Annotated in this window: 21 protein-coding genes and 4 tRNA genes; 15 read left to right on the forward strand and 10 right to left on the reverse strand. The window is 71.4% G+C overall.

From position 1 onward, the window contains the following. Positions 1 to 24: 24 nt before the first annotated feature. From K6T13_RS07310 to K6T13_RS07340, 7 genes are read left to right on the forward strand one after another with little or no spacing between them, the layout of a single operon-like run. Positions 25 to 966 (forward strand): ABC transporter permease, encoded by a 942-nt coding sequence (locus K6T13_RS07310; protein ID WP_222897837.1) that lies wholly within the window; start codon positions 25 to 27, stop codon positions 964 to 966. After that, entirely contained in the window at positions 963 to 2777 is a 1815-nt protein-coding gene (locus K6T13_RS07315) for a dipeptide/oligopeptide/nickel ABC transporter permease/ATP-binding protein (protein WP_222897838.1), read from the forward strand. Before K6T13_RS07310 ends, K6T13_RS07315 begins: the two co-directional genes overlap by 4 nt. Then, on the forward strand, positions 2774 to 3625 hold the full coding sequence (locus K6T13_RS07320; RefSeq protein WP_222897839.1) for an ATP-binding cassette domain-containing protein: 852 nt from the start codon (positions 2774 to 2776) through the stop codon (positions 3623 to 3625). Before K6T13_RS07315 ends, K6T13_RS07320 begins: the two co-directional genes overlap by 4 nt. A 2-nt stretch (positions 3626 to 3627) precedes the next feature. After that, entirely contained in the window at positions 3628 to 4500 is an 873-nt protein-coding gene (locus K6T13_RS07325; RefSeq protein WP_283247952.1) for an NAD(P)-dependent oxidoreductase, read from the forward strand. Further along, positions 4497 to 5642 (forward strand): mandelate racemase/muconate lactonizing enzyme family protein, encoded by a 1146-nt coding sequence (locus tag K6T13_RS07330; protein WP_222897841.1) that lies wholly within the window; start codon positions 4497 to 4499, stop codon positions 5640 to 5642. Before K6T13_RS07325 ends, K6T13_RS07330 begins: the two co-directional genes overlap by 4 nt. Further along, positions 5629 to 7074, forward strand: coding sequence for an aldehyde dehydrogenase family protein (locus K6T13_RS07335; RefSeq protein WP_222897842.1), 1446 nt, complete (start codon positions 5629 to 5631; stop codon positions 7072 to 7074). The genes K6T13_RS07330 and K6T13_RS07335 overlap by 14 nt, the downstream gene beginning before the upstream one ends. Then, entirely contained in the window at positions 7071 to 8030 is a 960-nt protein-coding gene (locus K6T13_RS07340) for a formylglycine-generating enzyme family protein (protein ID WP_222897843.1), read from the forward strand. Before K6T13_RS07335 ends, K6T13_RS07340 begins: the two co-directional genes overlap by 4 nt. A 25-nt stretch (positions 8031 to 8055) precedes the next feature. Here the strand turns inward: K6T13_RS07340 and K6T13_RS07345 are convergent, their stop codons facing one another. The 4 genes from K6T13_RS07345 to K6T13_RS07360 form a co-directional block, all read right to left on the reverse strand. Further along, on the reverse strand, positions 8056 to 8289 hold the full coding sequence (locus K6T13_RS07345; RefSeq protein ID WP_222897844.1) for a CGNR zinc finger domain-containing protein: 234 nt from the start codon (positions 8287 to 8289) through the stop codon (positions 8056 to 8058). 81 nt (positions 8290 to 8370) lie between these two features. Then, a tRNA-Val gene (locus K6T13_RS07350) sits at positions 8371 to 8445 on the reverse strand. 35 nt (positions 8446 to 8480) lie between these two features. Then, positions 8481 to 8554, reverse strand: a tRNA-Cys gene (locus K6T13_RS07355). A 28-nt stretch (positions 8555 to 8582) separates the two neighbouring features. Continuing rightward, positions 8583 to 8655, reverse strand: a tRNA-Gly gene (locus K6T13_RS07360). A gap of 103 nt (positions 8656 to 8758) precedes the next feature. Here K6T13_RS07360 and K6T13_RS07365 point away from each other — a divergent pair. From K6T13_RS07365 to K6T13_RS07375, 3 genes are all read left to right on the forward strand, one after another. Then, positions 8759 to 9580 (forward strand): aminotransferase class IV, encoded by an 822-nt coding sequence (locus K6T13_RS07365; RefSeq protein WP_222897845.1) that lies wholly within the window; start codon positions 8759 to 8761, stop codon positions 9578 to 9580. A gap of 29 nt (positions 9581 to 9609) precedes the next feature. Continuing rightward, the gene (locus tag K6T13_RS07370; RefSeq protein WP_222897846.1) at positions 9610 to 10092 is read left to right on the forward strand and encodes a PGPGW domain-containing protein; all 483 of its coding nucleotides are present in this window, start codon (positions 9610 to 9612) and stop codon (positions 10090 to 10092) included. Between the two features lie 34 nt (positions 10093 to 10126). Next, positions 10127 to 10198 (forward strand) — tRNA-Val (locus K6T13_RS07375). A gap of 62 nt (positions 10199 to 10260) precedes the next feature. On the opposite strand, the gene K6T13_RS07380 is transcribed toward K6T13_RS07375, so the two are convergent. Further along, complete coding sequence (locus tag K6T13_RS07380) at positions 10261 to 11058, reverse strand: serine/threonine-protein kinase (RefSeq protein ID WP_222897847.1); 798 nt, start codon at positions 11056 to 11058, stop codon at positions 10261 to 10263. 129 nt (positions 11059 to 11187) lie between these two features. Here K6T13_RS07380 and K6T13_RS07385 point away from each other — a divergent pair, with 129 nt between their 5' ends. Then, on the forward strand, positions 11188 to 13263 hold the full coding sequence (locus K6T13_RS07385) for a cation:proton antiporter domain-containing protein (RefSeq protein WP_222897848.1): 2076 nt from the start codon (positions 11188 to 11190) through the stop codon (positions 13261 to 13263). An 11-nt stretch (positions 13264 to 13274) separates the two neighbouring features. Here the strand turns inward: K6T13_RS07385 and K6T13_RS07390 are convergent, their stop codons facing one another. Further along, positions 13275 to 14615: a serine/threonine-protein kinase gene (locus K6T13_RS07390; protein ID WP_222897849.1), complete on the reverse strand. Its 1341-nt coding sequence runs from the start codon at positions 14613 to 14615 to the stop codon at positions 13275 to 13277. Between the two features lie 174 nt (positions 14616 to 14789). Between K6T13_RS07390 and K6T13_RS07395 the strand changes: the two genes are divergently transcribed. Further along, the gene (locus K6T13_RS07395) at positions 14790 to 16358 is read left to right on the forward strand and encodes a serine/threonine-protein kinase (RefSeq protein ID WP_222897850.1); all 1569 of its coding nucleotides are present in this window, start codon (positions 14790 to 14792) and stop codon (positions 16356 to 16358) included. A gap of 43 nt (positions 16359 to 16401) precedes the next feature. Here the strand turns inward: K6T13_RS07395 and K6T13_RS07400 are convergent, their stop codons facing one another. From K6T13_RS07400 to K6T13_RS07410, 3 genes are read right to left on the reverse strand one after another with little or no spacing between them, the layout of a single operon-like run. After that, the gene (locus K6T13_RS07400; RefSeq protein WP_222897851.1) at positions 16402 to 17691 is read right to left on the reverse strand and encodes an FHA domain-containing protein; all 1290 of its coding nucleotides are present in this window, start codon (positions 17689 to 17691) and stop codon (positions 16402 to 16404) included. Further along, entirely contained in the window at positions 17688 to 18122 is a 435-nt protein-coding gene (locus K6T13_RS07405; RefSeq protein WP_222897852.1) for a hypothetical protein, read from the reverse strand. Before K6T13_RS07405 ends, K6T13_RS07400 begins: the two co-directional genes overlap by 4 nt. Positions 18123 to 18124: 2 nt before the next feature. Next, entirely contained in the window at positions 18125 to 19708 is a 1584-nt protein-coding gene (locus K6T13_RS07410) for an FAD/NAD(P)-binding protein (RefSeq protein ID WP_222897853.1), read from the reverse strand. A 206-nt stretch (positions 19709 to 19914) separates the two neighbouring features. On the opposite strand from K6T13_RS07410, the gene K6T13_RS07415 reads away from it, so the two are divergent. Further along, positions 19915 to 20625 (forward strand): hypothetical protein, encoded by a 711-nt coding sequence (locus tag K6T13_RS07415; protein WP_222897854.1) that lies wholly within the window; start codon positions 19915 to 19917, stop codon positions 20623 to 20625. Positions 20626 to 20659: 34 nt separating this feature from the next. After that, the gene (locus K6T13_RS07420) at positions 20660 to 21403 is read left to right on the forward strand and encodes a hypothetical protein (RefSeq protein ID WP_222897855.1); all 744 of its coding nucleotides are present in this window, start codon (positions 20660 to 20662) and stop codon (positions 21401 to 21403) included. Between the two features lie 53 nt (positions 21404 to 21456). On the opposite strand, the gene K6T13_RS07425 is transcribed toward K6T13_RS07420, so the two are convergent. Then, positions 21457 to 22077 carry a hypothetical protein gene (locus K6T13_RS07425; protein WP_222897856.1) on the reverse strand — a complete coding sequence of 207 codons (621 nt, stop codon included), beginning with the start codon at positions 22075 to 22077 and terminating at the stop codon, positions 21457 to 21459. Between the two features lie 227 nt (positions 22078 to 22304). On the opposite strand from K6T13_RS07425, the gene thrS reads away from it, so the two are divergent. After that, positions 22305 to 24293, forward strand: a complete 1989-nt coding sequence (gene thrS, locus K6T13_RS07430) for a threonine--tRNA ligase (protein WP_430228216.1) — start codon at positions 22305 to 22307, stop codon at positions 24291 to 24293. Position 24294 lies beyond the last annotated feature (1 nt).

Consider the following 24294-nt stretch of genomic DNA (forward strand, 5'->3'; position numbering starts at 1 on the left):
CGTGAGAAAGGAGGAGCTGCCGGCGTGTTCGCCTTCGTGCTCAGGCGTCTGGCCTTCGGGGTGAGCCTCATCCTGTTCGCGACCACCCTGACGTTCTTCCTCGTCTACAGCGACTCGTCGACGATCGCCCGCAACATCCTCGGCGAGAACGCGAGCCGAGCCCAGGTCGAGGCGCGGGCAGCCGAGCTGGGCCTGGACCGTCCCCTGCTCGTCCAGTTCCTGGACTGGCTGCGCTCAGCCGTGACCGGGGACCTCGGGACGTCGTACTTCACGACCGAGAGCGTCTCCGCGATCCTGGTGACGCGGGCGCCCGTCACCTTGTCGATCGTGCTCGGCGGGGTGCTCGTGACCGCTCTGCTCAGTGTGGCCCTCGGGATGCTGGCCGCCGTACGTCGCGGCTGGATCGATCGCGCCGTCCAGGTGCTGTCCGTGACCGGGATGTCGTTGCCGAACTTCTGGGTGGGGTTGATGCTGGTGGTCCTGTTTGCCGTCACGTGGCAGCTCTTCCCGGCGACCGGCTACGTGTCACCGGACCTCTCCGTGACCGGATGGCTGGCGAGCATCGCGTTGCCGGTCGCGGCTCTGGCCCTCAGCGGAGTCGCCGCCGCGACCCAGCAGGTCCGCGGTGCCGTCATCGACGTCCTCGAGGCGGACTACATCCGCACGCTCCGGTCACGGGGTCTGTCGGAGCGGTCGATCCTGTTCCGCCACGCTCTGAAGAATGCTGCCTCACCGGGCCTGACGGTGCTCTCGCTGCAGTTCATCGGACTGCTCGGGGGTGCCATCGTCATCGAGAAGGTCTTCGCACTTCCCGGCCTGGGTTCGACCGCGGTGGAGTCGACCATCCAAGGAGACATCCCCGTCCTCCTGGGGGTCGTCGCGGTGACCGTGGTGATCGTGGTGGTGGTCAACCTGGTCATCGACCTGGCGAACGGATGGGTCAACCCGAAGGTGACGATCCGATGACCGATGTCGCAGCCGACGTGGCCAGCACCCCCGCCGTCCCCCTGCGCCGCGGGGTCCTCGGCCTGATCCTGCGCAACCCGCTGGCGTTGAGCGGCCTGGTCGTCCTCGTGCTGATGGTCCTCGTGGCGCTGTTCGCCGGGCTGCTGGCGCCCATGGACCCGCTCCAGCCTGAGCTGCGGTCCCGCAACGCGCCTCCCGGCACCCCCGGTCACCCACTCGGCGCGGACGGGGCAGGACGCGACATCCTCTCCCGACTCATCTACGGAACCCGGCTCACGCTGCTCGGTGCCGCCCTCGCCGTCGTGGTCGCCGTTGCCGTGGGTGTGCCCGCGGGACTGCTGGCGGGCTACTACGGCGGCTGGTTCGACGGGGTGGCGAGCTGGTTGGCGGACGTCGGCTTCTCGGTGCCCGGCAAGGTGGTCCTGCTGGCGGTGATCTCCGCCTTCGGCCCGTCGGTGCTGATCACCATGACCGCGTTCGGCGTCATCCTCGCGCCGGGCATGTTCCGCCTGGTGAGGTCGCAGACCATCGGCGTCCGGAACGACCTGTACGTGGATGCGGCGAGGGTCGCAGGCCTCTCGGACCTGCGGATCATGGCCCGCCACATCTTCTACGTGGTGCGCGCGCCCGTGATCATCCAGGGCTCGATCCTGGCTGGCATCGCGATCATCGTGCAGTCCGGCCTCGACTTCCTGGGGCTGGGCGACCAGAGCCAGGTCACGTGGGGGTCGATGCTGGGGAACGCGTTCGCGGTGATCTACCTGGCGCCCACGGCCATGGTGTGGCCGGGCATCGCCATCGGCCTCGTGGTCGCATCCCTGGTGCTGCTCGGCAACGGGCTCCGTGACGCAGTGCAGGGGACCTCGACCGTCCGCCGTCGTCGGCGGGGCGCTGCACCGGCACGTCAGCCTGCGGAGGGACGCCCCGCCGCTGAGGCGGTCCCGGTGGGCGGAGCAGACGGTGTCGACGCGGTGCTGGAGGTCCGCGGGCTGCGCATCGGCTACCCGCAGGCGGACGGCGAGACCATCGTCGTGGTGCACGACGTCGACCTCACAGTCAGGCGCGGGGACGTGCTCGGTCTGGTCGGCGAGTCCGGGTCCGGCAAGACCCAGACCGCCTTCGCCGTCCTCGGCCTGCTCCCGCAGGGCGGGGAGGTGCTCGGCGGCTCGATCACCGTCGACGGGACCGATGTGCTCGACCTGCCCGGACCTGCCCGGAGGCAGCTGCTCGGTTCAAAGATCGCCTACGTCCCCCAGGAGCCGATGTCCAACCTCGACCCCGCGTTCCGCGTGGGGCAGCAGCTCGTCGAGCCGCTGCGCGCGGCGGGTCTGTCGCGCAGCGAGGCCCGTACCCGGGCCCTCGAGCTGTTGGCGGACGTCGGCATCCCCGACCCTGACCGCACCTTCCGGTCCTACCCCCACCAGATCTCCGGTGGCATGGCCCAGCGGGTCCTGATCGCCGGTGCGATCGCGGGCGACCCGGTGCTGCTCATCGCCGACGAGCCCACGACGGCTCTCGACGTGACCGTGCAGGCGGAGGTGCTGTCCCTCCTCCGGCGCCTGCAACGTGAACGGAACATGGCGGTGCTGCTGGTGACCCACAACTTCGGGGTCGTGGCGGACCTGTGCGACTCGGTGGCGGTCATGCAGTCGGGACGGATCGTCGAGTCGTCGTCGGTGCGGGAGATCTTCGCCACGCCCCAGCACCCGTACACCCGGATGCTGCTCGAGGCGAACCTCGACGACACCGAGCCGCGGGCTCCGCTACGACCCGCTGTTCCACCCGTCGCGGCCGCCCGGGAGTCGTCATGACACTGCTCGACATCAGCGATCTCGTGGTCGAGTACCCCGGCAGGGGCTGGCGCGCGAAACCGTTCCGGGCGCTCGACAGCGTGAGCCTGGACGTGTCCCGGGGCGAGACGGTGGGCCTGGTGGGGGAGTCGGGCTCCGGCAAGACGACCCTGGGTCGCGCGGTCCTGGGTCTGGTTCCGGTCACGTCCGGCACCATCCGCTACGACGGACGTGAGATCCAGGGCCTGGCCCGCCGCGACCGACGTCGGCTCGCCTCGGAGATCCAGGTCGTGTTCCAGGACCCCTACTCCTCGCTCAACCCCGCTCTCACGGTCGAGGACATCCTCAGCGAGCCGTTGCGAGCCCAGGACGTGCCCGCCCCCGAGGCGCGACAGCGCATTGGCGAGCTGCTCGACCAGGTCGGCCTGCCCGCCGGGTCCGGCCGTCGTTTCCCCCGCGAGTTCTCCGGGGGCCAGCGTCAGCGTGTCGCCATCGCCCGAGCGCTCGCACTGCGGCCCCGCCTCATCGTGTGCGACGAGCCGGTCTCGGCGCTCGACCTGTCCACGCAGGCCCGCGTCCTCGACCTGCTCATCGACATCCAGGACGCCACCGGCATCGCCTACGTCTTCGTGTCGCACGACCTCGCCGTCGTGCGCCACATCAGCCACCGGGTGGCCGTGATGTACGCCGGCGAGATCGTCGAGTTGGGCGACTGCGACCAGGTGACCGCGCGGCCGGAGCACCACTACACCCGGACCCTCCTCGGCGCGGCGCCCGTCGCCGACCCGGACCGACAACGGGCCCGCCGGGAGCGGCGCGAGGCCGCGCTCGCGGCCACCGCAACGACCACCACGAACAGGAAGGGATGACGATGACCGAGCACGTGGGGGTCCTCGGACTCGGAGCTATGGGCGGACGCGTGGCGGAGAAGGTCGCGGCGGCGGGCCACGACGTGGTCGGGTTCGACCCCGCGCCGCAGGCCCGGTCTCGTGCGGCCGCTGCCGGGACCTCCGTCGTCGACGACGCGGCAGCCGTCGTGGCAGGCGCCGACGTGATCGTGGTGTCGGTGCCGAAGCCCGAGCACGTGGCGGAGCTGGCTGGAGGCGCACTGCTCTGCGGCCGTCCCGGCACGGTCGTCGTCGACATCTCGACCATCGACCCTGCGACGGCGCGGGAGGCGGCCGCGGGCCTGGCGCGTCAGGAGATCTGCTACCTGGATGCGCCGGTGCTGGGGAGACCCGCGGGGTGTGGGTCGTGGACGCTCGTGACCGGTGGCCCCCAGGACCAGGTCGCACGCGTGGCGCCGCTGCTCGAGTCGACCATCGCGGGTCGCGTCGTCCGGATCGGGGACGTCGGAGCCGGCAGCGTGGTCAAGATCCTCAACAACCTGATGTTCGGCGCCATCAACGCGGTCACCGCCGAGGCGATCCACCTGTGCTCACGTGCCGGCATCGACCCCGCGGTCTTCGTCGACGCGGTGGTCGACTCAGGGGCCGCGACGGTGTCCAACCTGTTCCGTGACATCGGTCCTCGCATCGCCGAGGGGAATCACGCCCCGGTGTTCGCGCTGGACCTGTTGGCGAAGGACAACCGGCTGGCTGCCGACCTCGCGTCCGGCGCGGGTGCGATTGCGCCGCTGACGGAGCTGATCGGCAGGATCAACGACGCGGCCCTCGCCCTCGGCCACGGTGCCGATGACACGAGCGCGGTCATCCACGCCTACGACGAGCAAGCCCTCCGGTGAGGATCGAGCGGGCTGTCATCTCCGTGCTGTCGGCGCCGGTCGACGAGCCGGTGGAGATGTCGTTCTCCCAGCTCGACACCCGCGACGTGGTGCTGGTCGAGCTGGAGGCGGACGGCGTCACGGGTGTCGGCGAGAGCTGGGTGAACTACCCGGCGTGGGCGGCCGCCGAGCGGATCGCGACCCTGGAGCACGGGGTCCTGCCCAGGCTGACCGGTCTCGACGTCAGCGACCCGCGTCGGGTCCAGCGCGAGCTGGCCGAGGGACTGGGACGCGTGGCTCGGCAGTGGGGTGCGCCGGGCCCGGTCTGGCAGGCGCTGAGCGCCGTCGACGTCGCGCTGTGGGACTTGCTGGCACGTGCCCGCGGGGTGCCGGTGGCGAACCTCCTGACGACCGGCGAGCACCGCTCTCGCGTCCAGGTCTACGCCAGCGGCGTGGGTCCCTCGGGGGTGGAGGAGCTGTGCGAGGCGGCGACGGCGGGCGGGTTCGCCGCCGTGAAGGCGCGTGTCGGCTTCGGTCGTGAGCGCGACGAGGAGACCTTGGCCCGGGTGCGAGCCAGCACGGCCCCGGCAGTCGCGCTGTTCGTCGACGCCAACCAGGCGTGGTCGGTCGCCGAGGCCGCCGACTTCTGCCGCTGGGTCGAGCCCTACGACGCAGCCTGGCTGGAGGAGCCGGTCGCCGGGAACGCGCTCGAGCAGCTGCGCGAGCTGGCGTCGCGGGTCGACCTGCCGCTGGCCTGCGGTGAGAACCTCTACGGTCTCGACGACTTCCTCCGCTACGCGCACTCCGGTGCCGTGGACGTCATCCAGCCAGACCTCGCCAAGTCGGGCGGCTTCACGCTGGCCACGGGCCTGCTGGACCAGCTGCCCCCGGGCGTCGTTGCGTCGCCGCACTGCTACGGCGGCGCGATCGTGACGGCCGCGAGCGTGCAGCTGGCCGCGGCCTACCCCGCGCAGGTCCCGTGGCTCGAGCTCGACGTCCAGCCGAACCCGCTTCGTGACGCCCTCGTGGGGAACTGCTTCCGCGCCCGGGACGGGCATGTCGCGGTGCCGTCCGGCCCGGGACTGGGCGTCGAGATCGACCGCGACGTGATGGAGACCTACCTGGTGGACAGAAGGGAATGTGAGCTTCGTGCAGTGGTCTGAGCTGGGACTGGAGACGACCGATGGCGGGAGCCTCGGGGCGGGACGCATCGGAGGCACCGCCCTTCCGGGCGGCGGTCGGCACGTGTGCGACGCGGCCACGGGCGACACGGTCGGTGTCGTGGGCTGGGCCGAGGAGGACGCCGTCGATGTGGCCGTGCAGGCGGCCAGGACGGCGATGCTCGACTGGTCGGCCACGGATGTCCGGGAGCGTGCCTCGGCGCTGCGGAGCATCGCGGCGGAGCTGCGGACGCTCGCCGAGCCACTGGGTTCGCTGATCTGTGCCGAGTCGGGCAAGCGGTTGGAGGAGGCCGTCGCCGAGGTGGGCTTCTCAGCCCGCTACTTCGACTGGTTCGCCGATGCCTGCACCCGGGTGGACGACGGTTACTACGAGACTCCGCAGCGACGGTTCCTCATCGGGCAGCGCCCAGCGGGGGTGGCTGTAGCGGTCAGTCCCTGGAACTTCCCGCTCTCGATCCCCGCCCGCAAGATCGCTCCCGCGATCGCGGCAGGCTGCGCTGTCGTCCAGAAGCCGTCCGAGCTCACGCCGCTCTCGTCCCTGGCGCTGACCGCGGTGTGCGAGCGGGTCCTGCCCGTCGGCCTGGTCAACGTGCTCGTGGGTGACGGCGCGGTTCTGACACCCGCACTGGTCGACCACTCCGACGTCCGCGTCGTGTCCTTCACGGGATCGACCCAGGTCGGGAGATCGGTGGCCGAACGCGCCGGGAGGGCACTGACCAGGTCGGTGCTGGAGCTCGGCGGTCGTGCCCCGTTCATCGTCTGCGACGACGCCGACGTTCCCGAAGCGGTCGAGGCGCTGATGGTCGCCAAGCTGCGCAACAACGGTGCGTCGTGCCTGGCCGCGAACAACGTCTTCGTGCACGCGGACGTGTACGACGAGGTCCTGGACCGACTGCGGGAGAAGCTCGAGACGATCGTCATCGGCGACCCGCGGGATCCCCAGACGGGGCTCGGCCCGTTGATCCAGCAGCGCGAGGTCGGACGCCTCGAGCAAGTGGTGGCGGAGGCGCGCGACTCCGGTGCGAAGGTGACGACGTTCGGCTCCTTGCCGGACACGGGGAGCTACGCCCCGGTCGCCCTGGTCGAGGATCCTGCAGTGGAGAGTGCGGCGTGGGCCACCGAGCTGTTCGGGCCGGTGCTGAGCGTCCGCCGGTTCACCGACGAGGCGGCTGTCGTCGAGGAGGTGAACGGCTGGTCCACCGGCCTCGGCGGGTACGTCGCGTGCGCTGACCCGGAGCGTCAGATCAACCTTGCGCAGCGCCTGGACATCGGGGTCATGGCGGTGAACAACGGGGCGCCCAACACGCCGGAGGTGCCGTTCGGTGGCCGGGGGGACTCCGGTCTCGGACGCGAGGGCGGCATGAGCGGTCTGCGAGAGTTCATCGCCGAGCAGACGGTCTCCATCGCGCGATGAGCCAGGCCGGGAGCGGGCGGCCGTGCTGTGCGCCCCGCCGGTCAGGCCCGGCACGACCGGCCGCCGTTCCCGGGGCCAGCCCGCCCCGGAGAGACGACGGCGACCACGCGGTCGAGCAGGTGAGGATCCCGGGGGGCCGTTTCCTCATGGGCGACGCGGCGGGCGACGGCGTCCCCGGCGACGGCGAGGGCCCGGTCCGCGAGATGGTCGTGGAGGACTTCACCATCGATGCCACCACGGTCACGAACACTGACTGGGCCGCCTTCGTCGACGCCACGGGTCACCGGACCGAGGCGGAGGAGTTCGGGGTGTCGGCAGTGGTGCGGTGCTTCCACACGGGGAGCGCCGCAGACGTGGTGGGCGTACCCCCTCAGGCGCCGTGGTGGCTGGGGGTGCGGGGAGCGTCGTGGCGCCAACCGGAGGGTCGCGGCTCGGATCTGTCGGGACGCTGGGACCACCCGGTGACGCACGTCAGCTGGAACGACGCGGTCGCCTACTGCCGCTGGTCGGGCCGGCGACTCCCCACGGAGGCCGAGTGGGAGTACGCCTCGCGTGGCGGGTTGGTGCAGCAGCGCTACCCCTGGGGCGACGTGCTCCTGGCGGACGGCGGAGGCTGGCGATGCAACATCTGGCAGGGCGACTTCCCGGACGTCAACACCGGCGACGACGGGTGGTTGACCACCGCGCCGGTTCGTTCCTACAAGCCCAACGGTTACGGGTTGTGGCAGACGGTCGGCAACGTGTGGGAGTGGTGCTCCGACACGTTCACCTTGCCCGGTGTTGAGACTGAGGGCCGGGGCCGTCCCTCGGTCGTTGCCGAGCCGACCCGGGTGATGCGGGGTGGCTCCTTCCTCTGTCACGACTCGTACTGCAACCGGTACCGGAACTCGGCCCGGACGGGGAACACCCCGGACTCCTCCACCGCCAACACCGGCTTCCGGACCGTCGCTGGTTGACGACCCGTCGACTCGAGCGAGACTCTCACCCGCCGTCGTGACCGGCGGCCGTGCGGCGCGTGCGCGCGTAGTGTCGACGGGACCGGTTGCGGGCCCCGCAGTCCCCGGCCACGCACCACCGCCGGTTGCGGCGGGGAGAGGTGTCCAGGAAGACCCAGCCGCAGGCGTCGTCCGCGCACTGGGAGACCCGGCCACCGTCGGACGAGGCCAGGAAGTCCACCGCTGCCCGCGCCACGCGTTGCCGCAGCGCCTCCACCACGTACTGCGCCCGGCAGCGGGCAGGGAGGAGACGACGAAGGCCTCTGGTCTGCGGGTCTGCAGCTCAGGGGCCTCGTCGTGCTGGTGGGCGATACTGGGTTTGAACCAGTGACCTCTTCCGTGTCAAGGAAGCGCGCTACCACTGCGCCAATCGCCCGTGGGTGTGACTGTCTTCAGTTGTGAGGTGGGTGGTGGAGGTGGGTACGGGATTTGAACCCGTGTAGACGGATTTGCAGTCCGTTGCCTCGCCTCTCGGCCAACCCACCGTGGAGGCCAACGCCGGGGACCTCTCCGAGCGGACGACGAGGCTCGAACTCGCGACCTCAACCTTGGCAAGGTTGCGCTCTACCAACTGAGCTACGTCCGCTTGCGCCCTGCCCTGGGGGCCGGTGCGGTCAGAACAGTAGCCCATGCCCTGATCGAGACAAAATCACCCCGGACCCGGAGTGTTCGGTCCTTAGAGTGGCCTTGTGCGCGCGTGGTTGAACGGGGAGATCCTGGCTGATCCGACGGCTCCGGCGGTGGCCGTCGACGATCACGGCTTCACCGTCGGAGACGGTGTCTTCGAGGCGATCAAGGTGGTCGACGGGACCCCGTTCGCCCTCACCCGGCACCTCGACCGGCTCGTCCGCAGCGCCGAGGGCCTCGGTCTTCCGAGGCCTGATGTCGCCGAGGTTCGCCGGGGTGTCGCGGCCGTGCTGGAGGGCGACCCGCTCCCGCTCGGCCGCATCCGGATCACCTGGACCGGCGGGCCCGCGCCGCTCGGCTCCGGCCGTGGCGACGGCCGACCGACGTTGGCCGTCGTCGCCGACGTCATGGAGCCCGCACCACCGACCACGGCCGTGGTCACGGTGCCCTGGCCGCGCAACGAGCGTGGCGCGCTGGCCGGCCTCAAGACCACGTCGTACGGTGAGAACGTCCGTGCCCTCGCCCACGCGCAGCGTCACGGCGCGAGCGAGGCGGTGTTCGCCAACCTTGCCGGCCACCTGTGCGAGGGGACCGGGACCAACGTGTTCTACGTCGTCGACGGGGAGCTGAGGACCCCGACGCTCGACAGCGGCTGTCTCGCGGGAGTCACCCGCGGGCTGGTGCTGGAGTGGTTCGGGGGAGTGGAGGTCGACGAGCCGCTCGAGGTCGTGGACCGGGCGAGCGAGGTGTTCCTGGCCTCCACCACGCGCGACGTGCAGGGCGTCTCCCGCTGGAACGACCGCGAGCTCGAGGCCCCGGGGCCCGTCACCCGGGAAGCCATGGCCACCTGGCAGACACGCGAACGCGAGCACCTGGACCCGTGACCGTCAGGTCGATCTGAAAGAGTCAGGACATGACCGACGTCGCCAAGCGTGTCGTCCTCGAAACCCTCGGGTGGATGTTGCTGGTGGCAGGCGTCGCGGCGATCTTCCTCCCCGGGCCGGGGCTCCTCGGCATGTTCGCGGGCCTGGCCCTGCTCTCGCAGCAGTACGACTGGGCCGAGAAGCGGGTGGAGCCGGTCAAGCTCCGGGCCCTCAAGGGAGCCGCCGAGGGGGTGCAGACCTGGCCGCGGATCTTCGCCTCGCTGGGCGGCGTGGCCGCACTCGTCGCCGCCGGGGTGCTGTGGATCATGGACCCGCCCGCACCTGGCTGGTGGCCGGTCAGCGACACCTGGTGGCTGCCCGGGGGGCTGTGGACCGGCGTCACCCAGATCGCCTCAGCCGTCATCGCGCTGGCGCTGATCGTCTACAGCTACCGGCGCTTCCACGGCGAGCCCGAGGCCGTCGCGCGGATCGACCGCGCCATCCGGCGGGAGGCCGAGGAGGCGGATTCGTGATCGCCCCCACGGCGTTGTAGCATTCCGGCGCGACGGGCGATTGGCGCAGTGGTAGCGCGCTTCGTTCACACCGAAGAGGTCACTGGTTCGAACCCAGTATCGCCCACCGTCTTCCTCCGGCAGACCCTCGGGCGCGAGCGCCGGCGGTGCCGATGCCCACCGACAAGCTCACGCGACCAGGCGCTCGATCTCCTCTGCCACGGCCAACGCCGACCCGGGACGGTTGCCGGGGTCGGGCGCAACACAGCTGCTCACGAGCTCCGCCTCGCGGGGTGCGAGCTCGGAGGACACCTGCGGCGGCGCGGTGAGCACCCGGCGTACGGCCAGCAGAGCGTCGTGGGTCGGTAGGTCGCCGTAGAGGCCGGTGCCCGTCAGGACCTTGTGCAGAGTTACCCCGAGCGACCAGATGTCCGACGCGGGGGAGGCGGTCTCGCCCGCGAGCACGGCCGGGTCGATGAACTCGACCGCGCCGGCGGGACCGAGTCCCGTGACCGACGTGGTCGGGTCGAGGACGTCCGCCAGCCCCAGGTCCGCGAGGCGGGCGCCGTCGTCGGTGAGGAGGATCGAGCCCGGGTGGATGCCGCGGTGGACCATGCCCGCCTCGTGGAGGGCGTGCGCGCCGCGCGCTGCGCGCCCGATGGCCGCGAGCTGCTCGGGCCTGCCCAAGGGCCGCGTGGGTGCCGCGAGGGAACCGCCGGGACAGTGCTCCGTCGCGTAGTAGAACCAGCTGCCGTCGCGCCCGGCGTCCAGCAGCTTCACCAGGTAGGGCGACGAGACGGCAGCGAACGCGCGGAGCTCGCGTGTCGCCCGACGCAGGGTGTCTTCGTCGGTGGCCTGCTCGAACACCTTGACGCCGACGAGTGGCGTCTCGAGCCCCAGCCGCTGCGGCGTGTGGGCGAGGTAGAACTGTCCGTGCCCCATCTCGCCCAGCGAGCTCACGAACCGGTAGTCGGCCACTCCGTCCACGGTGCCTCCCTCACGCTCCGGGCAGCAGGATGACACCCACATTGGGGATACCGGGAGGGTTTCGGCCTGCCGGAGCTCTGCTGACTCCTACATTCGGGACGATCTCGAGCCGAACCGGAGAGTGCCGCCGTGGAGGGTCACGACCTGCATCAGACCATCGCCCTGGTCTTCATCGACATCGCTCTCATCGTCGTCGTGGCGCGGCTGCTCGGGCTTGTCATGCGTCGGATCCGGCAACCGGTCGTCATCGCCGAGATCCTGGCCGGACTGGCGCTCGGACCGTCGCTGCTGGGCCTGCTGCCCGGTGACCTCACCGAGACGCTGTTCCCCAGCGACGTCCGGCCCTACCTCGCCGTCATCGCCGCTCTCGGCCTCACGATCTACATGTTCGTGGTCGGGCTCGAGCTCGACCTCGGGCTGATCCGGGGCAAGGGCGCCACCGCCGGCACCATCTCCGTCGTCTCGGTGACGTTGCCCTTCCTGCTGGGCTCCGGGCTGGCGGTGTGGCTCCACTCCCGGCACGGCACCGTCGAGGGCGAGGAGGTCTCGCTGCTGCCCTTCGTGCTGTTCATCGGAGCCGCCATGTCGGTGACGGCCTTCCCGGTGCTGGCCAGGATCCTGTCCGAGCGCGGCCTCAACCGGACCTCGCTGGGGGCCATCACGCTGGCGTGTGCGGCCGTCGACGACGTCCTGGCCTGGATCATGCTGGCCGCGGTCCTGGCCGTCGTCCAGTCCTCGGGCGGCATCGACCTGCTGCTCATGGTGTCCGAGTCGGTGGCCTTCGTCGCGGTGATGTTCTGGTTCGTGAAGCCCCGGCTGCGGTTGCTCGTGGCCCGACGCGAGCGTGCGGAGCGCCTCACGCCCGACATCTTCGCGGTCGTCCTCGTGGGGGTGCTCGTCTCGAGCGTGATCACCGACAAGATCGGCATCCACGCGATCTTCGGCGCGTTCCTCTTCGGGGCCATCATGCCCCGCCAGGGCGCGGAGAAGCTCTCGAGCGAGATCCTCGAACGCGTCGAGCAGATGACCGTGCTCCTGCTGCTGCCGGTCTTCTTCGTCGTGACCGGGCTCAGAGTGGACGTGACCGACCTCGGCCGGGAGGGCCTTCTGGAGTTCGTCGCCGTGCTCACGGTCGCCTGTGTCGGGAAGTTCGCGGGTGCGGCCGCGGCGGCCCGGTTCATGGGGGTCCGGCCTCGGCGCGCGGCCTCCATCGGCGTCCTCATGAACACCCGGGGGCTGACGGAGCTGGTGGTGCTCAACATCGGGCTCTCCGTGGGAATCCTCGATGAGGAGCTCTTCACGGTCATGGTCCTCATGGCGATCGTGACGACGATCATCACCGAGCCCCTGATGCGGTTGATCTACCCCGACCACGAGGTGGCGCGTGACGTCGTCGAGGCCGAGCGGGCGGCGCTCGGGCTGTCCGCCGAGCACCGGGTCTTGGTGCTCCCGGAGCCCGCCACGGCCGAGTCCCTGGTCGACTGTGGCGTCGGGCTGCTCGGGAGGCGGGAGGACGCCGAGCTGCTGGTGACCCGTATCGAGCGCCGGGACGCGTCCTCGCTCGAGGTCGGCTCCGGACTGATCTCCGACTTCGCCGCGGTGGCCTCGGCCCTGGAGGGTCTCGAGGTGCTGGCGGGCCGCGCCCGCGCGGCAGGAGCGGTCGTGCACGTCACGTCCCGGCTCTCCGACGACCCGGGCAGCGAAGCCGCCGTGCACGCCGAGGCCACGGGCGCCGAGGTGGTCCTGGTCGCCGCGGGGTCCGATCTCGCCGATGCCGTCGCGGGTGACCGTGACCGCGTCGTGGTGGAGCTCGTCCCGTTTCCCGGCGGCTCTCCCGTCGAGGTTGACGGCGTACGCCGCGTCGCGGTCTGGCCGGGCGTCACGACGGACGGGGTGGCTGCCGTCGAGCAGGCGATCCGTCTCGCCGAGCGCCTCGGAGCAGAGCTCCTGCTGGTCACGGAGGGGCAGCGTCGTGCCGAACGCCGCGCCGGCATGCTCGAGCGGAGGCTGACCGGCACCGGCGTCGCTGCTGCTCGCACGGACTCCCTCGTCCCGGACCCGACGACGGTGCTGGTCACCGGACGCGCTGACGCCGTGGTGACACCGGACGGCGGCGCCGGCGTGCTGGTGGTCCGGGGCCGCGGCGACGACGACGAGCGCCTCGAGCGCATGCTCGCCCGGCGGACGCCGGAGGCCGTGGGCTGAGGCTGAGTGCCTCAGCCCGGGCAGCGGTAGACCACGGGGTGGCTCGCGGTCAGGCCACGGTCCTCGACCGCGACCACCACGTCGCCGCGCACCGGCTGTCGCCCCGCCAGGGTGAGCGTCAGCCGGGACTCGACCTGCCGCTGTCCCGCGGACGTGTCGATCTGCCGCCGCGCCAGCGTCGAGCCGTCGGGTCCGGTCCACACCAGAGTCAGCCTGCCGCCGGCGCCATTGGTGTCGACCACCGCCGCCAGGCGCACCTCGGCGCGGGGGCACTCGACCCGCGTGGGGGAGGGGTCACCGGTCACCCGGACCGAGGTCACGTCCAGCTCACCAGGTCCGCCGGCCCGGCCGGCGGCCCACGCCACGGCGGAGCCAAGCACGGCGACCCCGGCGACGGCCAGCAGCACCCATGAGCGGCGCCTGATGGTCCTGCGCTTCAGGCGCGGGGTCGGCGGGACCGAGTCCGAGCCCACGTGCACGCGTGCCGTGGGGGCGGCCCGGAGGTCGGGACGCGGGCGAGGCGGTCGGCGCTCCACGGTCGGCCAGGCATCCGGGGGGATCTTGGCGAGGTTCGAGACGAGCTCCTGAGGAAGCATGCGTGAAGCGGGGTCCTTGGCCATCCCTGACAGCAGCGTGTCGGCCGCGCGCCGCGGCAGGCCGGGCAGCAGCGACCGCGGGTCCGGCGGCTCCAGGCGCCAGTGGGCTGTGATGAGGGCGATGGCATCGGCGTGCTCGTACGGTCGCCGGCCCGTGAGCGTCTCGTAGGCCACCACGGCGAAGCTGTAGGCGTCCGAGCGCTCGTCCGGTTCCCCCTCGCCCTGCCCCAGCTCCGGTGGGAAGTAGGCCGGTGTGCCGAGCGTGGTGTCCGCAGCGGTGCGGAACACGCCCGGGTCGGAAACCGCTCGGGCGAGCCCGAAGTCACCGAGCTTGGCGCGACCGTCCGGAAGGACGAAGACGTTGTGCGGCTTGATGTCGCGGTGGACGATCCCGCGGCTGGCCGCCGCGGCGAGGGCATCGGCCACGTCACGGAGCACGACGACTGCCTGGGAGCCGGGGAGCGGCCCCCGGCTGACGAGCTCCGACAGCGGCTCCCCGGCGACGTACTCCATGACCAGGTGGGCGCCGTCAGGGCCGCGGACGAGGTCGAAGACCCGCACCACCGACGGGCAGTCCATCGTGGCCAGCAGCCGGGCCTCGCGTCGGAAGCGTTCGAGGCTCTCGGTGTCCCCCAGGGCCGCGGCGTGGATGCGCTTGACCGCGACCATCCGGTTGAGGCGTGTCTGCCGGGCGAGGACCACCTCGCCGAAACCGCCGGCGCCCAGGACGCGGATGAACTCGTATCCGTCCGGCACGGTGGCATCCACTCCGTGATGGTCCCGGCAGCCCTCGGGGGGTGGGACCGGTGCGCCGGCGACGTACCGGGAATTGGGGTATGTGGTGGCGGCGATCTGGACGGGTTCCGGCGCGGCCGTACCTTGAGATGCCGTTCCACTGGGGCGGCATCGTGCGAACCACGGGGGTGCCCCATGTCAGACGAGTCCTTCGGCCCGTACCAGGTCCTCGACCGTGTCGCGGAGGGGAGCACGAGCACCGTGTTCCGCGCGCGCCACCGCGAGCTGGAGCGCACCGCCGCGATCAAGATGCTGCATCCGGCGGTCCTGGACACGCCCGGGATGCGGGAGCGGCTCCGCGCCGAGGCGGAGACGCTCGCGGGGCTCGAGGACGACCACATCGTGCAGGTCTACGACTACGTCGAGGAGTCCGACCGGGCCTGGATCGCCGAGGAGTGGGTCGCGGGGGCATCCCTCGAGCAGATCCTCGAGGCGCATCGCACCCTCACTCCGGAGCAGTCCGTGGGCGTCGTGCGCGGTGCCCTGCTCGGCCTTGCGCACGCCCACGATCGCGGGGTCCTGCACCGCGACGTCTCACCCGGGAACGTGCTCGCGGACACCGAGGGGGTGTCCAAGCTCGTCGACTTCGGACTGGCTGCGCCGATCGGCTCCTCGGGGGTCTCCGGGACCCCGGCGTTCCTGAGCCCGGAGGCCGCCCGTGGTGAGAGCCTCGACAAGCCCAGCGACGTCTACTCCAGCGCGGCAGTGCTCTACACGCTCCTGGCCGGCGTCCCACCCTTCGCCGGCTCCGACGTCGCGACGACCATCCGACGTCACCTGGAGGAACCCGCGCCCCTGCTCGAGGGCCACGGTCACGACCTCCAGGACCTGCTGCGTCGGAGCCTGGCCAAGGACCCGTCGGAGCGCCCCCGGGACGCACGAGCGTTCCTGGAGGAGCTGGAGGAGGCCGCACGCCGCAGGTTCGGTGCCACGTGGCTCCAACGCGCCTCGATCGCGTCCCTGGTGGGCGCGGCGGTGCCGGCCGCCGGAGGCGGCGGAGCGGCGGCTCCCACCGTCGTGGTGGACGCCGCACGGGTCGTCGGCAGCCCTGTCGCGGAGACCGTGAAGCGCGGCACCCGCCGTCTGGTCGCCATCGGCGCCGGCGCGGTCCTCGTCGTGGTCGGTGGCACCGCCGCCACGATCGCGTTGACCGGCGACGACGGCGACGCCCCGGAGGCGGTGGCGCCGGTGGCGGCGGGGGAGTCGGCAGCCGCCGAGGAGGAGGAGCCGCCCACCCTGGAGGAGCTGACGCCGAGCGGACGGTTCGCCTTCACGCGGACCCGAGTGGCGAGCACCTACGACCCGCCCGGACAGAAGCAGGAGACCACTCGGTGGGCGCTCGACGTGAGGCGCTGCCAGGGGGAGGAGGTCTGCTCCGGCAGCATCAAGTCTTCCAGCGGATCGACGTTCAAGTACACGTGGAACGGCAAGCGGCTCGACGTCACGCCACCCAAGAACGGGCGGGACGTTTATGAGGGGCTGTGCGTCGACACCGTGACGGGCGAGGAGAGCCCCGGCACGTGGGGGCGCGCGACCACCGTGGTCACGTGGCTACCCCTCCGCACGGTGAAGGTCGACGAGTCGGGGTTCCCGGTGCGACTCACAGGCACGCAGAAGTGGCGCACGACCTACGAAGGCCTCACCGATTGTGACGACTCGCCCGCGGACACCGCCACCTACAGGATCGTGTTGGTACGTCGCTGAGGGGCCCGATCGCTGAGGGCCCCGGATCGGTTGTGGCCCCGGCTCAGACGCGGTGGTGCGACTCGAAGGCGAGGACCCGGGACCCCAGCCGCAGCCGGGCGCCCGGCGTGATCGTCGTGGGCCGTCCGGCCTCGAGCCGGGACCAGTCCTCGGAGCCTGCCTCCGCCAGGAACGTGCCGTTGACCGAACCGGCGTCCTCCACCCGGACTTCCCACCCGTCGAGCACCAGCCGCGCGTGCGTGCGTGACACCGACAGCTCAGGATCGTCGAGGGCCAACGGCGCACACCGCCCCGAGCGGACGTCCTCGGCCTCCTCCGGCGCGCGACCGATGACGACGTCCCCGGCCAGGGTGTGGACCGTTCCGTCGTCGAGGACGAGGACCCCGAGCGGCGGCCTGAGCCCGGTGACCAGGCTGTGCGTCTGGTGGACGGTCGAGATGCCGCACCGTTCGCAGAAGCGGGCGTCGGGTGGGTTGAAGTGTCCGCGGGAGCAGACGATCCCCCGGACCCGGACACCCTGCTCCTGCGCGTCCGGCGAGGGCGGATCCTCGGGCCGCGCCTCCTCGAGGTCCGGTCCGGAGTCGCGCCCGTCGTCGAGCTCGCCCGTCGCGACCGGGTGGTCCACCGGCTCTTCTGCCGCGGTGGGATCCGGCGCCGGCTCGCGGTGCGCAGGCGGGCTCTGCTCTTCCTCGGGCTCGGGGTCGTGGAGCGGGAAGGTCACGAAGGTGGGAGGCGCGGTGGCCTCGACGGGAGGTGGGGGTGGGACGAGGTCGACCAGGGTCTCGGCCGGTGGTACCGGCCCAGCCGCGCGGTTCCCGGGCTCGAGCAGCAGGCCGCCGGCGCGGACGACCCCGCCCGAGAGGTTGCTCCGACGGTCCACCTCCAGCGTCTGTGGGTCGGGCGCAAGCGCCACCGTGCCGGCACCGCTGGCCAACACCCGGCTGACCGGCAGCACGGAGTCCTCCGCGTCGATCACGTCCACGGCCCCGGTTGCGTCGGTGAGGGCCAGTCGCATGCCGCGGGTCAGCGTGACCAGCAGGTCGTCGCCCTCGACCGCCACCAGGGCCAGGGCCGGGACCTCGTCCGACGCCGATCCGGTGAGCAGCGCTGCGGCGGCTCGCACCAGCTCACGGCCAGCAGGCGGCGGGCCACCCGTCGTACCCGCGCACAGGTCCAGGAGTCGGTCCGTGACGGCCTCCTGGTCAGGGCCCTCGGGGTTCGCGACCAGCAGCCCCGAGCCCTCCCGCGCGACCAGGAGGTGGCCGGGGCTGAGCATCACGCGCATCGAGCTCCAACCGAGGCTCTCCGGCTCGTTCACCGCCGTCGTGGTCATGCCAGTCTCCCTCCCCGGAAGCGCCAGTGGACGCTCAGGACGCGCATGGGGCCGCTGACGAACAGCCAGGTCACCAACCACGTCGTGCCGAAGCCGACGGCGAACGCCGCCGGTGTCACGTCCGCCGCCCACGGCAGGACCCCCGTGCGCGCCACCGCGTAGGCGAGCAGACCCTCGGGTATACCCACCAGCAGGGCGAACAGCGTCGGCCAGTCCTTCTCCCACCGGAACTGCTGGAGCAGGTGGTAGACCACCTCCCAGCCCAGGCCCAGCACCAGCACGATGGCCAGCACGGCGTAGAGCGCCCGGTAGTTGTCCGCGGTGCTGCCACCGCCGGGCAGCAGGGGTGCTACCACGACGGCCCACAGGCCACCGATGACCGCGATGAGGAACACCCGGGTCTGCAGGCGTCCGTTCAGTGTCGGGAGCATCGTCAGATCCTCTTTCCCCGCGCCCAGCGGAGCCACTGGGCGATGGAACGAGCCGGTCCGATGCGTCTGCCGAACCCCTGGCGTGCGAGGTCGTCGGCGATCTCCTGCGCGGCGATCTGGAGCCCCAGGAACGTGTCGACGCCCGGGAAGTAGCCGCCGAGAGTGGCGGTGCCCGAGGCGTACATGCGGCCGTCGCCGTTCGCGGTGCCGCGCACCTCGAAGCTGCGCTCCACGTCGAGCCTGCCGAGTGGGTTCCTCCCGGCCCCGCTGTGCTGCAGCAGGTCCGCGAGCATGCGGTGCTCGGAGATGTCCGCCTCCAGCCCGGTGCAGTCGATGACGTAGCTCGCCTCGACCTCGAGCACACCCTTGCCGGTGTCGATCCGGGTGATCGTGCCGCCGCCGGGGCGCGGCACCACGGACTGCACCTGTCCCGTGATCGTGCGGTACCACCCCTCCGTGCGGCCCCGAGCCAGCTGCTCCTGCCAGAGCCTGCGGATGGGCGTGTTCGTCCCACCGATGGTCTTGTAGAGCGCCGCCCGGTCCTCGCCCTCCAGACGCCGCATCCGGCTCTTGAGCTGGCCGCCCCACACCGACTTCGGGTAGTTGAAGCCCTGGTAGGCCCACCCGTCGCCGCCCCGGCGGCGCATGAAGATGCTCGGACCGTGGGCCCCGCTCACGTAGGTGCGGAAGACGTGGACGATCTCGGTGGCGGCGCCGTGCTTGTCGCGGTCGTCGACCAGCCGTTGCAGGATCCGGGACGCGACGATGCCACTGCCCCGGATGATGACCGTGCTCGGGCGCCTCACGAGCTCGGCGTACAACCCCTCGTGCGGCTCGTAGGCATTGACCACACTGGCGTAGTCGTTGTGCGTCTCGCGATAGGTCTGCAGGTCCGGCAGGAACTTGAGTCCCGGGTAGCCGACCGCGAGGTGGACCCACCGGCTGCGGTAGGCGACCCGCTTGGTGGCTGTCGTGCCCTCGGGCGGGGTGAGGATGGTGAAATAGCCGCCGCCGGAGCGTCGGCGGGACATGCGTACCAGGCCCTTCACGAAACACTCCCGGTACCCGATGCGGTCGGCTTCCTTCTCGAGCGCCTCGAAGACCTGGCCTGCCCGTGGTGTCCAGTAGTCGGCGAGGATGGGTTCGGTCGCGACGCTCCACAGCGGCGCCACCTTGGCGCGGAGGCCCTTCGCGTTCCAGGCCTCGCGCAGGGCATAGCTCGGGAAGCCCCAGATGCAGTCGGGCGTCGAGGCCGAGTCGGACCTCAGCCGCTCTCCGCGCGGGATCTGGGAGTTGCGGGTCAGGTACTCGTAGGTGGCCCAGGGCAGGTCGTTGGCGCCGAGCACCTTGATCTGCGAGGTCGGCACGCCGGCGATCCTCAGGTAGTCGACGGTGACGAACGAACCGATGCCGCCGCCCACGCTGACGAACGGCACGTCGTAGACGGGGATGCCTGCCTGCGCCAGGTCGGCGTCGGTCCAGAAGTCGGCCGCCAGCAGCGCGTCGTTCAGGTCGCCCGTCGGTGCGTGGCCCGGTGCTGCCGCGGCCGGCGCCGCGGCGACAGGAGCGGTCTCGTCGACGGACATGCGGCCTCCTCGCGCGGCTCGGTGGTCCTCGCCGGATCACGGTGGCACAGCGCTCGCGCGACGCGGTCAGCTTGCCCGACAGCCTCCCCTAAGTTGGGGAGACGCGTGCCCGACGGGCCCGTCCGCACCATTGCGGCGCAGGCCTGGCGAGGGCTGCCCGGAGTAGCATCGGTCCACCAGGTCGTCCGATCGTCGGGGGCGTCGACATGGAGTGGCTGCTCCTCCTGCTGACCGGCGGCGCCGGGACCTACGCCGTGTGGCGGGTCCGCGAGGTGCGTGCCGACCGTCTGGTGCATGCCCACAAGCTCGAGCAGGCGCGTCACATCGCCGAGGAGGACGTCACCGTGTTCGGCGAGCAGCTGCAACGCCTCGACGCGGAGGTAGGGGACAGGGAGCTCGGCCCGGAAGCACAGGAGTCCTACCGCCTGGCCCTGCACGCCTACGAGCGGGCCGCGTGGGACGCATCGCGCCTGCGTGACCCCGACCAGATCAGCGCGCTCGTCGACACGCTGGGGAGCGGCCGCTACGCCATGGCCTGCGTGCGGGCGGCGCTGGAAGGCCACGAACCGCCGGAGCTGCGGGTCCCGTGCTTCTTCAACCCCCAGCACGGCCCGTCGGTCAAGGACGTCCAGTGGACGCCGCCCGGCCGGGGGACGCGGATGCTGCCCGCGTGCCGCCGCTGTGCGGACCAGGTCGCCTCGCGCGAGCGACCGGAGATCCGCATGGTCCGGATCGGCTCCCATCGCGTGCCCTACTGGGAGGCCGGCACGGTGACGCTCCCGTACAGCTACGGCTACTTCGCCTCCGGGCAGGCGACCGGCCCGATCATCAACTGGGTCGGCGAGACGGCCCTGCAGGGAGACTGGGAGATGGGCCACTACGGCGACTACGGGAACGGCAAGGGCCGTCGCCGCTGAGCGATGGTGCGAGAACGGCTGACGGGGGACCTGGGTGGAGTGGTTGCTCCTGCTGGTGGCGGGCGGTGGCGTCGGCGGCTTGGCCTGGACCAGGGTCCGGGCGGTCCGGGGGGCACGCCGCGAGCGCGACCAGCAGCTCGAGCACGTGCGACGGTTGGCCGAGGAGGACGTCACCGTCCTCGGTGAGCAGCTTGCCCTGCTGGACGCGCAGCTGGGCGGGCGGGACCTCGACCCCGCGGCCCGGGAGGACTACCAGGCGGCGCTGGACGGCTACGAGCGTGCGACCCGCGAGGCCCCGCGCCTCAGTGACCTCACGCACGTGCGCCCGCTCACCGAGACCCTCTCCGGCGCTCGCCACGCGATCGTCTGCGTGCAGGCCCGGATGGCCGGGCAGCCGGTGCCCGAACGCAGGGTGCCGTGCTTCTTCAACCCCCAGCACGGGCCGTCGACCACCGTCGTCGAGTGGCGCTTCCCTCGCAGCGGCACCCACCGCTACCCGGTGTGCGGACAGTGCGCCGCGCGGGTACGGGCGCACGAGCCGCCCGACGTGCGCACGGTGGAGGTCGGTCGCCGCCGGCTGCCCTACTGGGAGGCGGGCACGACGTACGCGCCGTACACCCAGGGCTACTTCGACGAGGCGCAGGCGATGGGTGTCGCGATGACCTGGGCCTGGACGGTCCAGGCAGACCGCATGAGCGGCCAGCTCGGCCTCCACGGCGGTGCCTCGTTCGGCGGTGGCTTCGACGTCGGGGGAGACGGCGGCGGGGGCGGCGACTGACACGGACGGCGGAGGAGCCCGGTCCTCCGCACCGGGCTCCCGTCATCTCGTCGTCAGGCCATCTCGGGGACGTGCAGGTGCGCGATCGCCACCTCGTGCTCCTGGACGTCGAGTATCTCGGCTCCGACCTCGTCGGCGATCTGCGTGCGCAGGGTCCGGGCGGTGTCCCGGGTGGCCTCCACCAGCGACATGTCGTCGAAGGCGACCGTCGCCACGAGCCGGCCGTTGTCGCGGTCGACCATCAGCAGCGCGCTGCAGAAGCCGTCCAGCTGTTCGACCTTTTCCAGCACCACCATCCGGAACACGTCGACGGCACGGTCGACCTGGTCGGGCGGCATCCCCAACCACGTGGACCGGGTGGCGCCCCCTTCCGGCGTGTGGTGGGCCCGGTGCATGACCGCTACCTCCCACTCGTCGACCTCGTAGGCGCCGCCGAGCAGGTCGGAGGCCCGCTCCCGCAACGGAGCGGCCACCTGCTCGGTCGCGTGCATGGCGTCGAGCGACTCCCACGACGTGGTGACGATGCACTGTCCCGACTCACGCGACACCAGCATCGACAGCCCGGCGCACCCCTCCATGGAGGTGATCTGCGGCAGTACCTCGTCCCGGACCATGGCGATGCCCTGGTCCACGGCCTCGGGTGAACCCCGGACAGTGGTTGAACGTGCGTGCACGATCGGCTCCTTCCCTCGGGGCGGCGCCCCGGTGGCGCCACCGGCACCTGTCAGCCTCGTCCTGATGCGACAGGGGAGCAATGGTCATTCCGCACCAGCCCCCACCTGACCGCTGGCCGCGGAGCGGGCGTGCCGACCGCACGGATATCGGCGTGAGCACGCCGTCAGGTGGCCGATAGGCTCGACGGGTCCGATCCCACCCGACCGAGGAGCCCGTCGTGCCCGACATCAAGATCGCCGTACTCGCCGCCGAAGCGCGCGAGGAGCGGACGGTCACGACCGGCACCAAGGCGTGGGAGCTCTTCACCGACGACGCGGCCGTGATCGCAGCCCGGATCGATGGCGAGCTGCGCGACCTGTCCCACGAGCTCGCCGACGGTGACGAGGTCGCCGGTGTGGCCATCGACAGCCCCGACGGCCGCGACATCCTGCGCCACTCGACCGCCCACGTCCTCGCCCAGGCCGTGCAGCAGCTGTGGCCCGACGCCAAGCTCGGCATCGGCCCGCCGGTCGAGAACGGCTTCTACTACGACTTCGACGTCCCCGAGCCGTTCCACCCCGACGACCTCGACAAGCTCGAGACCGCGATGCGCAAGATCATCAAGGAGAACCAGCGCTTCGAGCGTCGGGTCACCGACGACGCCTCGGCGCTCGACGAGCTCCAGGACGAGCCCTACAAGGTGGAGCTGATCGGCCTCAAGGGCGGGGTCTCGACTGGCTCGACCGACGACCTCGCCGAGGGCGCCTCGGTGGAGGTCGGCGGCGGTGAGCTCACCATCTACGACAACATCCGCCGCAACGGCGAGGTCGCCTGGTCCGACCTGTGCCGCGGGCCTCACCTGCCCACCACCAAGCGGATCCCGGCCTTCAAGCTGATGCGGGTCGCCGCGGCGTACTGGCGAGGCGACGAGAACAACCAGCAGCTGCAGCGCATCTACGGCACGGCCTGGGAGTCCAAGGAGGCGCTCGCGGACTACCTCCACCGGCTCGAGGAGGCCGAGAAGCGCGACCACCGCAAGCTCGGTCGCGACCTCGACCTGTTCTCGTTCCCCGACGAGCTGGGATCGGGCCTGCCGGTCTTCCACCCCAAGGGCGGGGTGATCAAGCGGGAGATGGAGGACTACGTCCGCCGGCGCCACATCGAGGAGGGCTTCCAGTACGTCGGGACGCCCCACATCAGCAAGGACGGGCTGTTCCACACCTCGGGGCACCTGCCGTACTACGCGGACACCATGTACCCACCCATGAAGATGGAGGGTGCCGAGTACCGCCTCAAGGCGATGAACTGCCCGATGCACAACCTGATCTTCGCCTCGCGCGGCCGCTCCTACCGCGAGCTGCCGTTGCGGCTGTTCGAGTTCGGCGCCGTCTACCGGTTCGAGAAGTCCGGCGTGGTCCACGGCCTCACGCGGGTGCGGGGCATGACCCAGGACGACTCCCACTCCTACGTCACCAAGGAGCAGGCTCCCGGGGAGGTCAAGCATCTGCTGGCGTTCGTGCTGTCGCTGCTGCAGGACTTCGGCCTCGACGACTACTACCTGGAGCTCTCCACGCGCGACGACCGGAACAAGGACAAGTTCATCGGCTCCGACGAGGACTGGGCCGACGCCACGGCGGTCCTGGAGCAGGTCGCGTCCGAGACCGGGCTGGAGATGGTGCCCGACCCGGGCGGCGCCGCGTTCTACGGGCCCAAGATCTCCGTCCAGGCCCGCGACGCGATCGGCCGGACCTGGCAGATGTCGACGATCCAGTACGACTTCAGCCAGCCCCAGGGCTTCGGGCTCGAGTACCAGGCGGCGGACGGCTCCCGGCAGCAGCCGGTGATGATCCACTCCGCGAAGTTCGGCTCTATCGAGCGCTTCATCGGCGTCCTCGTCGAGCACTACGCCGGCGCTTTCCCCCCGTGGCTCGCGCCGGTGCAGGTGCAGGGCATCCCGATCGCCGAGCGGCACCACGACTACCTCCGTGAGGTGGCCGACCAGATGCGCGCGCTGGGGATCCGGGTCGAGGTCGACGACTCCGACGACCGGATGCAGAAGAAGATCCGCAACGCCCAGCTGCAGAAGGTCCCGTTCATGGTGATCGCCGGCGACGACGACATGGCCGCCCACGCCGTGTCGTTCCGCTACCGCAACGGTGAGCAGGAGAACGGCGTACCGGTCGACGAGGCGGTCCAGCGGGTCCTCAACGCGATCGCGACCCGGGGGCAGGTCTGAG

The sequence above is a fragment of the Nocardioides coralli genome, from assembly GCF_019880385.1.
Taxonomy (GTDB): Bacteria; Actinomycetota; Actinomycetes; order Propionibacteriales; family Nocardioidaceae; genus Nocardioides; species Nocardioides coralli.